Annotated in this window: 14 protein-coding genes; 5 read left to right on the top strand and 9 right to left on the bottom strand. The window is 51.0% G+C overall.

What is annotated here, in order from left to right:
- Positions 1 to 67 precede the first annotated feature (67 nt).
- The 8 genes from endA to L5462_RS07900 form a co-directional block, all read right to left on the bottom strand.
- Complete coding sequence (gene endA, locus L5462_RS07935) at positions 68 to 574, bottom strand: tRNA-intron lyase (RefSeq protein ID WP_237780236.1); 507 nt, start codon at positions 572 to 574, stop codon at positions 68 to 70.
- A gap of 132 nt (positions 575 to 706) precedes the next feature.
- Positions 707 to 1,291, bottom strand: a complete 585-nt coding sequence (hxlB, locus tag L5462_RS07930; protein WP_237780331.1) for a 6-phospho-3-hexuloisomerase — start codon at positions 1,289 to 1,291, stop codon at positions 707 to 709.
- Between the two features lie 84 nt (positions 1,292 to 1,375).
- Entirely contained in the window at positions 1,376 to 2,050 is a 675-nt protein-coding gene (npdG, locus tag L5462_RS07925) for an NADPH-dependent F420 reductase (protein WP_237780235.1), read from the bottom strand.
- Positions 2,051 to 2,202: 152 nt separating this feature from the next.
- Positions 2,203 to 2,949, bottom strand: a complete 747-nt coding sequence (locus L5462_RS07920; RefSeq protein ID WP_237780234.1) for a sugar phosphate isomerase/epimerase — start codon at positions 2,947 to 2,949, stop codon at positions 2,203 to 2,205.
- A 9-nt stretch (positions 2,950 to 2,958) separates the two neighbouring features.
- Positions 2,959 to 4,791 (bottom strand): PINc/VapC family ATPase, encoded by a 1,833-nt coding sequence (locus tag L5462_RS07915; protein WP_237780233.1) that lies wholly within the window; start codon positions 4,789 to 4,791, stop codon positions 2,959 to 2,961.
- Positions 4,792 to 5,196: a phosphoribosyl-AMP cyclohydrolase gene (gene hisI / locus L5462_RS07910; RefSeq protein WP_237780330.1), complete on the bottom strand. Its 405-nt coding sequence runs from the start codon at positions 5,194 to 5,196 to the stop codon at positions 4,792 to 4,794.
- A 60-nt stretch (positions 5,197 to 5,256) separates the two neighbouring features.
- The gene (gene hisS, locus L5462_RS07905; protein ID WP_237780232.1) at positions 5,257 to 6,537 is read right to left on the bottom strand and encodes a histidine--tRNA ligase; all 1,281 of its coding nucleotides are present in this window, start codon (positions 6,535 to 6,537) and stop codon (positions 5,257 to 5,259) included.
- A gap of 49 nt (positions 6,538 to 6,586) precedes the next feature.
- A complete protein-coding gene (locus L5462_RS07900; RefSeq protein WP_237780231.1) occupies positions 6,587 to 7,249 on the bottom strand; it encodes an RNA ligase partner protein in 663 nt (220 codons plus the stop codon).
- 158 nt (positions 7,250 to 7,407) lie between these two features.
- On the opposite strand from L5462_RS07900, the gene L5462_RS07895 reads away from it, so the two are divergent.
- The 3 genes from L5462_RS07895 to L5462_RS07885 all read left to right on the top strand — a co-directional run bounded on the left by L5462_RS07895 (position 7,408) and on the right by L5462_RS07885 (position 10,773).
- Positions 7,408 to 8,253, top strand: coding sequence for a shikimate dehydrogenase (locus L5462_RS07895; protein WP_237780329.1), 846 nt, complete (start codon positions 7,408 to 7,410; stop codon positions 8,251 to 8,253).
- Positions 8,254 to 8,394: 141 nt separating this feature from the next.
- Positions 8,395 to 9,348, top strand: a complete 954-nt coding sequence (locus L5462_RS07890) for a replication factor C small subunit (protein ID WP_237780230.1) — start codon at positions 8,395 to 8,397, stop codon at positions 9,346 to 9,348.
- A 12-nt stretch (positions 9,349 to 9,360) separates the two neighbouring features.
- Complete coding sequence (locus tag L5462_RS07885; RefSeq protein ID WP_237780229.1) at positions 9,361 to 10,773, top strand: replication factor C large subunit; 1,413 nt, start codon at positions 9,361 to 9,363, stop codon at positions 10,771 to 10,773.
- Between the two features lie 36 nt (positions 10,774 to 10,809).
- Here the strand turns inward: L5462_RS07885 and L5462_RS07880 are convergent, their stop codons facing one another.
- Complete coding sequence (locus L5462_RS07880) at positions 10,810 to 11,430, bottom strand: hypothetical protein (RefSeq protein WP_237780228.1); 621 nt, start codon at positions 11,428 to 11,430, stop codon at positions 10,810 to 10,812.
- 96 nt (positions 11,431 to 11,526) lie between these two features.
- Between L5462_RS07880 and L5462_RS07875 the strand changes: the two genes are divergently transcribed.
- Together L5462_RS07875 and L5462_RS07870 are read left to right on the top strand one after the other, a co-directional pair.
- On the top strand, positions 11,527 to 12,450 hold the full coding sequence (locus L5462_RS07875) for a hypothetical protein (protein ID WP_237780227.1): 924 nt from the start codon (positions 11,527 to 11,529) through the stop codon (positions 12,448 to 12,450).
- Between the two features lie 55 nt (positions 12,451 to 12,505).
- Entirely contained in the window at positions 12,506 to 13,105 is a 600-nt protein-coding gene (locus L5462_RS07870; protein WP_237780226.1) for a DedA family protein, read from the top strand.
- Positions 13,106 to 13,238: the final 133 nt, after the last annotated feature.

Genomic DNA, 13,238 nt, shown 5'->3' with positions numbered 1-13,238 from the left:
CATCCATCACCTGCACCTATGGTCTTATCCAGTCAACAAGGTAGTAGGTTACATCCATCACCTGCACCTATGGTCTTATCCAGTCAACAAGGTAGTAGGTTACATCCTCCTCATCGTCCAGGAAGGCCAGGAGGAGTTTCTTGTTCACCCCATGGGCCACCCTGACGTAGCTTGAAAAGTCCAGGGCATGGATGGTGTCATTCTCGGATATAACCCTCACAAGGTATGCTGAGTGGGTCCTGTCCGGGGCTCCTCCCCTCTCATACAGTCTGAACTCTGCACCGTACTTGAAGCCTGTTTTTACGATGTAACCCCTGTTTCTGAGGTCCCTGTAGACCAGATACTTACTGTAGAGGCCCCTCTCAGCCAGGAGTGATATGAATTCCTCCATTGAAACCTCATCGTCGTCCCTCTTAAGCGTGAGCTTACCCCTCTCCATGAGATGCGCTGCCTCAATCAGTGAAATCTGCAGCCTGTCCTCATAGAGTTTACCGTAGTGGCTCTTGCCGTGCAGCCTCCTTGCATCCGAGTCCGGTTTTATGGTTACAACCTCGTCTCCCAGCTGTCCTTCCATCTATAAACCCCTCTAATTTATGGCAATTGTATGCACAGATCCTTATGTTTTGGAGATTAACGCATGCCTGGAAAGGAATAATATCATGACAATGGCATGCCTCTCCTTAAGATCCCACTCCAGAGAAGAACCCTACTCAATAATAGCATGCCTCTCCTTAAGATCCCTCTCCTTCTTTCCAAGGATTGCCATGAACTCTGCTATGAGTCCATCCAGGAAAAGATGGGTGCTGTCCTCAAAGAGTGTGCCCATGGGTGTGAGGTCATCGTAGTCGCCCCTTAAAACACCAGAGGTGTAGTACTTCCAGGCCTCCTTTGTTTTGCTTGGTATGCATATTACAACGTCGCTGTGCTCTGTCAGTGTTGACTGGGGAGTTGCGGTTACCGCGATGACCGTTGCCCCAACCGACTTTGATGTGGTTGCTGCCAGCGTGACGGTCTTTGTTTCACCTGACCCTGAAATCGCAATCAGGCAATCCTCATCGCTTATTGCAGGTGTTGTAACGTCTCCAACCACGTAAACCGTGAACCCAAGGTGCATGAGCCTCATTGCAAAGGCCTTTCCAACAAGCTCTGACCTCCCTGTACCCACGATGAAAACGGCCCGGGCATCCATTATCCTTGTTATCATCTGCTCAAGTTCAGACTCGTCAACCTTTTCAATGGCGTTTATGGCATGTTCAGTTATCTTATGGACAGTGTTTTTGAGTATCTCCATTGCAATCAACTTTATATACTTCTATCATTCTGGCAGTTCGTAATCCTTATACCTGCATTCCTTATCCTGTTTTTGATTTTTCTATCATTCTGGCAGGTTCGTAATCCTTATACCTGCATTCCTTATCCTGTTTTTGATGTTGAGATTTATAAGCAGTGGTGTTATCTTCTCAATGACCCTGGCATTTTCAAGGCCGCCACAGTCAATGGCCCTCACACCATCTATCTTCTCTGCGAGTTCAGATGCAATATCAAGGGCATCCCTGTGGTCAGAGGCGATGAGACAGTCACAGTCCACAGGTCCTGTTATGTCAAGGAGGGCCGATGCGCTTATATTGTTGAATGCCGCCGCAACCCTTGTGCCCTGGTCCTCAAGGAACCTTGCGGCTCTCTCGGCAGCTGAGCCATCCCAGAGGTCAATGTATTGCACCGCTGAGCCCCCAAGGCAGCTGTCAATGGGGACTGTGGCATCTATGAGCACCTTACCCTTAATTGCCTCCTTAACTGATCCCAGTGTGGCCATCTGCGCCTGCAGTGGAACTGTCAGAATTGCCACCTCAGCCTCCTCAGCGGCCTCAGCATTTGTGGCGCCCCTAACCTTGAGGTCATCCCTTTCAGCGATTTCAAGGACCTTTTGAGCTGCACTGACAGCTTTTTCAGTGTCCCTTGAACCTATGATTACTTCTTCTCCTGCTAATGCAAGTCTCAGGGCAATTCCAAGGCCCTGGTCACCTGTTCCACCTAGAACTGCGATCTTCATAATATCACCATATTACCTCAATCAATGATCTTTCCATGAACTCAATTAATTTTGATATGATTACCGGTCAATGATCCCCTTAAGGAATTCAACACTCCAGATACAACTATCTGTCAATGATCCCCTTAAGGAATTCAATACTCCAGATACAACTATCTGTCAATGATCCCCTTAAGGAATTCAACACTCCTCTCAACCTCACCTGGTGTTTTAACCTCAACCGTAAGGATCCCCCTGTACCCTATACCCCTTAAACCATCAATAATGGTCCCGAAATCCAGTGAACCATCGCCAAGGGCATCGTGGCTGTCAACCTCGCCGTTGTTGTCGGATAGGTGGACGTGCCCCACCCTCGGGGACACCATCTCAGCTTCACTGTAACCCATGGTTGCTGCGTGGGCAGCGTCAAGTGTCACCTGGCTTTCAAGTTCATCTGCAACCAGCCAGAGCTCCTCAAGTTCCCTTAGAAGGGGGCCCTCTAGGCGGGGCATGTTCTCAGGGTAGATGCCGGCACCCCTATCCTCTGCGTATTCAGATATAACTGAAAGTGATTCAAGGTTACGCTGAACTATGAGGTCCCTGTGGGGTCTTCCAAGGAATGGGACACTCCCTGGATGTACAACAACCACCTCAGAGTCGAGTTCAACTGCAAGGTCAACTGCAGATTTAACCTCAGCTATGGACGCCTCCCTGATCCCCCTGTTGAGGGATGCTATGTTTATGTCTGAGATGGGTGCATGCACCGTGAAATCAAGGCTGAAGGAGTCAGCCACCTCCACATCATCCAGGGGGTACTCATAGATTATCTCACAGCAATCTGCCCCTGCATCCTCAATCCAGGTGAGCATCTCCTCCAGTGAAAGTGGGGAGAGTGCAAGTGTTGAGACACCTATCCTCATCCAGATCACCTAGGCCTCGGGTCGCACCCTTGCCCTCACAGGTATGTTGTGCTTCACTGCCTCCATGATTATATCTGCAAGTTCTATGTCCCTTCTGAGCTTTATGGTGCCCTTTTTACCCACCGTTGCTGTGAAGAGGTACTCGTCCTCAACCAGTATGTCGAATGACACGCCCACAGCATCCCTGCCAAAGTTGAGGACCACGTAGTTTCCTGCAAGTTCAACCGGGACCTCAAGGGTCTCCTCAAGTTCCCTCTCCTCCAGTGGCTCAACACCGATACTTATACCTATGCTCTTCTCGATCTCCTCTATGGTCTTCCCCTTCTTGCCTATGACCTGGGGGATGTACTTCTCCTCTATCCAGACCCTTGCCCTCTCATCGGATTCAAGTTCAACCCTGACCCTTGCGCCGGGTAGCCTCTTGCGGAACTCCCTCTCGATTTCCCTCTCAGCTATCCTGTGGGCCGACGGTTTCCGTCCTCCGGGGGATGCCTTTGAGACATCCATGACTATCGTCTGCTCACCGTAGGTGTATATCTCATGCATGAGCTCCCCTGACTCAAGGTCCCTTATCTCTATGACCGGCCTTGCAAGGTCGGCCTCCTGCATACCCGTCGGAACCTTAACGGTTAGGGATACATCATAGACCGCCTTCACCTCTCCATCCTCGATGAATATGGTTGTGTCAACCACTGAGGGTATAACACCAAGCTCCACCCTGCCCAGGATCCTCTGTATGGCATCTATGGGCCTTGTGGCATGGACAACCCCCACCATGCCCACACCTGCAAGTCTCATATCAGCGAAAATCCTGAAGTCGCGGGTCTTCCTTAGCTCATCATAGATGGTGTAGTCGGGCCTTACAAGGAGCAGTATGTCGGCGGTCTTCTGCATGTCCCTTTCGATGGGCGCGTACTGGGTTATCTCGTCACCCACCTGGAGGTCCCTGGGGGACTCCATGGTCTTTACAACGGCCCTCATCTCCCTGCTGTAGAACTCTGCCACTGCCTGGGCAAAGGTACTCTTACCTGCCCCCGGCGCCCCTGCTATGAGGACGCCCTTGGCAGTGTCCCTCAGCCTATCAATCAGCCTCTCTGAGAGCCTGTAGTCCTCAAGGGAGACCCTGGCAACCGGCCTCACTGCGGTTATCTCGAAGGCCTCTGAGAAGGGCGGCCTTGCTATTGATATCCTGTACTCCCTGAACTGGACAACGGTGGCGCCCTCCATCTCTATCTCAATGAAGCTTTTGAAGTCGCTCTTGGCCCTTTCAACTATCTCACGGGCCATCCTGTTTATATCTGCATGTTTGAGTGGCTTGCTGTCTATTTCAACCAGCCTTATTTCCCCTGGCCGCCCCTTCTTGGCCATGGGTACAACGTTCTCTTTGAGGTGCACCGACATGGTGTAATCATCAAAGTACTTGCTTATCTCAAGTTCCTCATATTCCAGGACCTCTGGTTTAATGTAGAAGACGTCAAGTCCCTGGGCCTTCCCGACCTCTGCCTGCACCCTGTCGCTGGTTATGAGGAGTGCATCGTACTCCCTTGCGGTTGCCCTTATCATGGCGTCTATCTCACCGCCCCTTGAGAGTGAGATCTCATCCACTGTGGGGCGGCGCCCTACAAAGATCATTGATATTATGTTCTCCTTGTGGAGCCTCTGGAGGTTCTTCAGCTCCTCAAGGCCATTGAACCCGGTTTCCCTCCCACGGTTGGCCTGGTATTCAAGTTCAGATACAACTGCCTCGGGCACTATCACCTCACTGCCCCTGAACTCCTCCTCCTGCACTATACCGGTGATACGCCCATCAACTATAACACTTGTATCTGGAACGATCTTCATCTAACCATCTCCATATATTTCATCAGGATCAAAGACCCTTACGGCGTCCTCCCTGACCCTTAATTCATCCCCATCAATGCTGCGGTAGAAGCAGGACCGGTAACCTGTATGGCAGGCACCTCCCTCCTGTTCCACCTTCAGCACGACTGCGTCGGCGTCACAGTCCACAAGGACCTCCCTGACCCTCTGGAGGTGTCCCGAACTCTCACCCTTGAGCCAGAGTTTCCCACGGGACGTGCTCCAGTAGTGGGCAAGCCCTGTCTCCAGTGTCCTCTCGAGGGCCTCACGGTTCATGTAGGCCACCATGAGGACCTCACCTGTCCTCTGGTCCTGTGCCACTGCAATTATGAGGTCCTCGCCATTGATATTATGTCTGAAATTTAAAATGTTAACATCTCCTTTGATCTATTCTTCTCTTTATATATTCAAGCAATCCACAACCTAAAACCTGACATTCAAACCTATTCACAGCAGGATCTTCTTCAACCTATCCACGATCTCAGTTCTATCCACAGCCTCCTGTGAAGCGTCCTCCATGTCCCTCAATGTGACCTTACCCTCCTGGAGGTCCCTTTCACCTGTGAGGACCACAAATCTTGCCCCAAGGTGGTCGGCGTGGGATAAAGCCTTTCGGAGTTTTCTCCCTGCCAGATCCATGTCAGCCGCTATACCCTCATTTCTGAGTTCCTGTGTTATCCTGACCGCCTCCGGGAGTGTTGATTCATGTATGGGTATCACAAAGACGTCGACCATCCTCATGTCTCCCTCATCCATTTCAAGGGCATTCATGAGGCGGTCAAAGCCAAATGCAAAGCCCGTTGATTCAACCCTTTCGCCCCCAAAGGTTTCAACAAGGTTGTATGTGCCGCCGCCACAGATCTGTCGCTGGGCGCCGAGTCTTGGAACATAAATCTCAAATACTGCACCGGTGTAGTAGTCAAGTCCCCTTGCTATTCCCAGGTTCACATGGTACTCCTCAAGACCGAAATGCCCCAGTGTATCCACAAGTTCAGCGAACTCCTCGAGGGCCCTGAGGGACTCTGAGTAACCCTCAAGGAGCCCCCTGACATCATCAAGTACCTCAGGACCCCCCTGTGTGCCTATGAGGTTCATGAGGATATCCCTGCTCTCAGGGGATATTTCAACCCTTTCAAGGCAGGATTCGAGTTCATCCACGTCGCCCTTATCTATTATGCCCATTATCCTGTCCTGGAGTTCATCCTCTATGTTCTCCCTCCCAAGGATTCCCCTGAGGATCCCAAGGTGCCCAACGTGGACCTCGAATCCCTCAAGTCCAAGCCTCCGGAGGGACTCCGCTGCAAGGGTTATGACCTCTGCCTCTGCCAGCGGTGACCTTCCCCCTATCAGTTCACATCCGAACTGCCAGAACTGCCTGAAGCGGCCCGCCTGGGGCCTCTCATATCTGAAGCAGCTCCCGAAGTAGTACATCTTTATCGGTTTGGGTTCACGCTGCATCTCATTCATGTAGAGCCTGGCGACCGGTGCTGTGAGTTCCGGCCTCAATGCCAGTTCCCGGCCACCCTTATCTGTGAAGTGGTAGATCTGGTTCACCACCTCCTCACCTGATTTCACTGTGAAGAGCTTGAGGTCCTCAAAGATGGGTGTTTTGATCTCATGGTAGCCGTAGGTCTCAAATGTCCTTCTGAGTACGTTTTCAACCTCTTTCCTGTTTCTCATCTCAGCGAAAAGAAAATCTCTGGTTCCTCGCGGTCTTGATATATCCATGGCAGTAATTCCTCCAGTAAAAATGATAAAGGGGATGATAGGAGATTCATCATTCATAATATTTAAGGTATTCCTTGAGCATCTTGGGGAAGGATGTGGCATTCAGGAACCTCAGTCCCAGTCGCTCTGCCCAGACCCTTATACCATCATCGGCAGCCACGACACCGGCACCGAGCTCCTTGGCAAGAAGGAGGACGTCAAGGTCAGGGGCACTGTCAAGGGTCCCCTTCCTGAGGGCTGAACGGTACTTCTTCCTGAGGTCCTTTATGGCCTTTCCGAGAACCTCACCCTCGATTTCAATCTTATTAACGCCACGGGATGCCATGATTATTGACTGTATCCCTGCCTCCCAGAGGAGGGTCTCTGAAATCCGGAGCCCCTTGTTCATCCTCTCCCTTATATCATGGACGTATTCATAGAATATCTGGGAGGGTATCTGGGTGTCGTAGCGGTTGGGTGTCTTCTTGACTATCCATGTCTCGGCCTTCACCAGGGTCTCCTCGGGGCATTCATACCGTGTCATGTAGTCTGTGAATTCCTTGTAGGTTATGGGGGGCATGTGACAGCTTATGTTTAGCTTTATCCTGCTCCTCGCAATGATATCCAGCATAACATCCACTGACCTGTTGAGGTCGCCGTCACCCAGCATATCCCGGAGCTGGTTATCTGTAAAGGCCGTTGTATCAAGGACAAATCTCTGCTTGGCAAGCATGTCACACACTCCCCCTCAAGATGGGTGGCTGATGGAGACAATATTTATCGCTGATGATAAATAAATATTGCAGAGGAAAAGGTGTTAAACTGAGAGATGATAATAATTCTGAAATGAAGCCAGAAACAGGCCATTAACTGGATGATGGTTGTGATAAACTGATAACCGGCAATACACAGCTTACGGGAATAATAGGTTACCCCCTAACCCACAGCCTCTCACCACAGATGCACAATGCGGCGTTCAAAGCCCTTGGGATGGACTGGACCTATGTACCATTCCCTGTGGAACCATCAGGGCTTGAAGAAGCTGTTCGGGGTCTTGGAGCCCTCAACGTGAGGGGTGTGAACGTCACAATACCCCACAAGGAGTCTGTCATTGAATACATCAGTGAGGTTGATGAGACAGCCTCCCTCATCGGGGCCGTGAACACCCTGAAGTTTGAGGGTGAAACCATAATGGGATACAATACAGATGCCTCTGGCTGCCTGAGGGCCCTTGAGGAGGTGACATCCGTTGATGGGTCCTCTGTTATCATACTCGGGGCTGGTGGGGCTGCGAGGGCCTGCGCATTTCAGCTCGCAGTGAAGGGGGCCAGTGTGACCATACTCAACAGGACCCCTGAAAGGGCCAGGGCCCTTGCAGAGGATATGAATGGTGCCCTCGATGTCAGGGTGAAACATGGTGGCTATGGACTCATACCTCGATGTGTGGAGGGGGCTGATATCCTCATAGACACGACACCGGTCGGGATGTACCCCCACATGGATGATGAACCCCTCGTAAGGGCTGAACTCATGCATGAGGGCCTCGTTGTATATGACCTCGTCTACAATCCCCTGGAGACATGCCTCCTCAGGGAGGCCAGGGCGGCAGGTGCGGTTCCGGTTTCAGGTATCAGGATGCTCCTATATCAGGGTGCTGAGGCCTTCAGGATATGGACCGGGCGTGAGCCCCCCCTGGATGTCATGGAACAGGCCCTTCTTGATGCCCTCCAGGGGTGAACTCTTTCATGATGTTTCAGCCAGAGGGTAGGTAACCTATTAACCCCTTCAGAAATAAGAATATACCACCTTATCCAGAAATGTTAACCCCCCATCCTGATCCTACTGAAAAGATAATTCTTAACCATTACCGGTGATCTTATGAATGGACCTTGGGTAGAGAAGTACAGACCACAGAAACTTGATGATATTGTTGGCCAGGAGCACATAATACCACGCCTCAAACGCTACGTTGAAGAGAGGAGCATGCCGAACCTCATGTTCACAGGGCCTGCAGGTGTTGGTAAAACAACAACGGCCCTTGCCCTTGCAAGGGAGATCCTCGGGGAGTACTGGAGGCAGAACTTCCTGGAGCTGAACGCCTCAGACGCCAGGGGGATAGATACGGTGAGGACCAGCATAAAGAACTTCTGCCGCCTGAAACCTGTGGGGGCGCCCTTCAGGATAATATTCCTTGACGAGGTTGACAACATGACAAAGGACGCCCAGCATGCCCTCAGGAGGGAGATGGAGATGTACACCAAGACATCATCATTCATACTCTCCTGTAACTACTCCTCAAAGATCATAGACCCGATACAGTCCAGGTGTGCCATCTTCAGGTTCCTCCCACTGAAGGGTCGCCACATAATAAGCCGCCTGGAGTACATCGCAGAGCAGGAGGGTCTGGAATATGAGGCCCAGGCCCTTGACACAGTGGTATACTTTGCAGAGGGTGACCTCAGGAAGGCCATAAACATCCTCCAGTCGGCGGCCTCACTGGGTGAGAGGATAACAGAATCCAGCGTCTACGAGGTGGTATCAAGGGCCAGGCCAAAGGATGTGCGGAAGATGATAATGACCATCCTGGATGGGAAGTTCATGGAGGCAAGGGACATGCTCAGGGAGATCATGGTCCTCCAGGGTATAAGCGGCGAGGACATGGTCACCCAGATCTACCAGGAACTCTCAAGGCTCGCCATGGAGGGGTCAGTGGAGGGTGAGAGGTACATAAGACTCATCGAGGCTGTTGGAGAGTACGACTTCCGGATAAGGGAGGGTGCCAATCCAAGGATACAGCTTGAAGCCCTCCTGGCAAGGTTTCTTGAAAATTAAGAGGGTAGATCAATGTCATGGACAGAGAAGTACCGGCCCAGAACCTTTGATGAGGTGGCCGGGAACCAGAAGGCAATAGCCGAGATAAAGGAGTGGATCAAGGGGTGGAAGACCGGCGAGCCCCAGCCACCCCTCCTCCTCGTGGGCCCGCCAGGTACCGGGAAGACAACAATAGCACACATAATAGGGAGGGAGTTCTCAGATACCCTTGAACTCAATGCCAGTGATAAGCGCTCACAGGATGCCATAATGAGGACTGCAGGTGAGGCGTCAGCCACCCGCTCCCTCTTCAACCATGACCTCAAACTGATCATCCTAGACGAGGTGGATGGTATACACGGCAACGAGGACCGGGGAGGTGTCCAGGCCATAAATAAGATCTTAAGGGAGAGCCGCCACCCCATCGTGTTAACCGCCAATGACCCCTACAGCAAAAGGCTTCAGAGCATCAAACCAAAGTGTAAGGTCATAAACATCAGGAAGGTTCACACATCATCCATAGCCGCGGCACTGAAACGGATATGCCGGGCAGAGGGTATAGAGTGCCCCGATGACATCCTCAAGGAACTTGCAAAGAGGTCCCATGGGGATCTGCGTTCGGCAATCAATGACCTTGAGGCGGTGGCCGGTGGTGAGGAGCGCGTTGGTGAGGAACTCCTCAGCATGGGTGAGAAGGATTCCACATCCAGTCTCTTTGATGCTGTGAGGGCCGTGCTGAAGAGCCGCGACGTCTCAAAGATCAGGGAGGCCATGAGGGTGGATGATGACCCGACACTTGTACTTGAATTCATTGCAGAGAATGTTCCAAGGGAATATGAAAGGCCCCATGAGATCAGCAGGGCCTATGACATGCTATCACATGCAGATATATTCTTTGGCCGTGCTGTGAGGAGCAGAAACTACACCTACTGGCGCTACGCCTCTGATCTCATGGGTCCTGGAGTCGCCCTTGCAAAGGAGAGTACCTACAGGAAATTCGTCCGTTACACAGGTTCATCTTCCTTCAGGTTACTCGGAAGAACACGCAAGCAGAGGAACCTCCGGGACAGTGTTGCAGGTAAGATGGCTGAGAGGATGCATATATCACCCAAGGTTGCAATTTCAATGTTCCCCTACATGGAGATAATATTCGAGAACGATGAGATGGCCTATGAGATGAGGGAATTCCTTGAACTCACAGATGAAGAGGTTAAACTGTTCAGGAAAAGGAAGATAAAGGCTCCCAAAACTAAGAAGACACGTAAAAGGTCTGATAAGACAGGACCACTTTACACCCAGAAGAAGAAGTCCCGGAGCGCAGATAAGGACGGTAAGTCAACTGACGGTAAAACCAGAAAATCCAGTGATGACAAATCCCCTGGATCGGATTCCGGTGATGATAAGCCCCGTGAGAAGCAGACTTCACTCTTCCAGTTCACTGGGTGATCGGTGAATTCATTCCTTATTTTTTCCCTGTAAAAATCAAACCCCCTTTTCCCCTATGAACTCAAGGGACTTCCTCATCTTATCCCTGAACTGGGGTACATTCTCATTGAAGAACTCCATGAATTCAGCCACGATTGGATTGGTGGTGATGGTGATTTCAGTGCCAAGCCATGACTCAATCCACCCTGCAGGTACAGTTGAGAGGGGGTATATGACGGTGGGGGTTGACCTGTGATGGTACCTTATACGTTCACCCCTCACCATATCCTCAAGTGCCGCTGCAATGGAGTGATCCAGTGTGGCTGGGAGTGCAGTGATCTCCCCTTCACCGATTTTTATGCCGTACTTTCTTGTGTAGGGCTCAAGGATCACATGGAGCGCATGGGCCATCTCACCCTCAGCCCGGATCATCACACCCACCCCTGGCCTCAGGGTTGATGCAAGGACCCTGGATGCCCTTGAGCATATCCTCTGGAAGACCCCTGACCTCACAACCCTGATCTCAGGGTACCTTGAGTGGAACTCCTCCTCCCTCCTCCTTGAAAACCTTGAGAACCGCAGGTTGTTTATGAGGACCTCACTGTCTGTTACACTTACAAACCTTGTATCCACACCCAGTTCAGATAGGGCTCTGAGTATCTCCATTTTACCGGGCAATTTACCATCCTCTTGATTGATAGAACAGAAAGGAACTTAATCGTATGGGTATATAAATCTGTGGTTGGAGTAATAAATATATATGGAGGTGCTCTCATGTTCGGACTCTTTGGAAGGAGGAGGGATGAAAGGGAAGTTATTGAATTTGAACCCGACGGGCCGGTGGACTGCATCGCGGATTTCACCTATAACTTCCACTGGCAGCACAGGGGTGAGAAGCTTGACCCTGAGGACAGGATCCCGGGTACATCCTACACCTTCAGGGATGTTGTTGAACACCTCAAGGGTGGAGGTGAGGTTGTTGTGAGGGGGGATGCCGGCCACAGGCTCGCATCAAGCATGGGTGCGGACCTTGCATACTTCGGGGGGACCGGTGGCGCCCTGGATACAGGGGTCCTGACCGTTGAGGGGGACGTGGAAACCCGTATGGGTATAAGCATGGTTTCAGGCACAATTTACGTTAAGGGGAAGATTAGGGACCCTGTGGGAAACGTGGTTGAGGTTAAATCCGATAGGAAAGGGTATAGGAAGTTTCTATCAGTAACTGACATCCTCAAATCGGGTTTAAGGGGTGAAAAACCCGTTAATTTCACATTCAACCCTGGCAGAATGGTCATAGATGATGGTCATGTCAGGGACACCCTCTGTGCCCGGCTTGATGTTGATGCTGAGGTAATCCACAATGGGGACGTGGACCTATCAACAGGGATACTCATGAGGCGTGGGACGGTCCGGGTGAATGGGAACGCCGGTAAAAATACCGGGGCGCTCCTGAGCGGAGGCACGGTTATCATAGATGGTAACTGTGACGACTTCTCTGGCATAGATATGAGGGACGGTTACCTCATAGTGAATGGAAGTGCAGGTAAATTCATGGGGGCCCAGAGGAAGGGTGGTGTGATACTTGCAAGGGATGGGAAGCCTGTTCCCCCAACTTCAGAGCACGAATTAAAGGATTCCGATAAGGAAATCCTGCTGGGACTGGGTTTCAGGCCACAGTTATTCCACAGATTTTCATAGAAAACCAACCATCCAACGAAAAGATTTTATAGGCCCATGATGAGATCGGTGTGCCATGCTTGATATAACCGTGACCCTTACAGATTCTGTGATCAGATTCATAGAGGAAACCGGGTATCCTGGTATAGTTTTTCTAATGGCCCTTGAAAGTGCCTGTATTCCAGTTCCAAGTGAGGTTATAATGCCATTCAGCGGATACATAGCATGGCAGCACAATCTGACCCTCACTGGCGTTGTAATCGCAGGCGCGCTGGGTAACCTTCTGGGTTCTCTCCTCGCCTACATTGCGGGCCTTAAGGGTGGACGTCCCCTTCTCGAGAGGTATGGTCCCTACATCCTGATAACAGATGCCAAACTCAGGATGGCTGATGAATGGTTTGAAAGGTACGGGCATGAGGCCATCCTTATCTCAAGGGTACTGCCGGTTATAAGAACCTTCATATCCCTTCCCGCCGGTATAGCCAGGATGGATCTGAAGAAATTTGCCATCTACACATTCGCTGGTTCCCTGCCATGGTGCCTCATCCTCGCATATTCAGGCTACCTTCTCGGTCCCCGCTGGACCTCTCTGAGGCCACTGTTCCATGCACTCGATTACGTCATAATCATCGCCATCCCCCTTATCATCCTCTACATTTACAGGAAAATAAGATGAAGTGTAGGAGGACATTCAGCCTATCGAGAAATCCGATGACTTCACCGTTTGACAAACCATCAGCCATGATATGATATATGATTAAAAAGTCAGCTCTTAACAGCGATAGACAGAATAAAAAACCCATGGATAA

It is taken from the genome of Methanothermobacter sp. K4, assembly GCF_022014235.1.
In the GTDB taxonomy this organism is placed as follows: Archaea; Methanobacteriota; Methanobacteria; order Methanobacteriales; family Methanothermobacteraceae; genus Methanothermobacter.
This window is presented reverse-complemented; position numbering and strand designations above follow the sequence as displayed.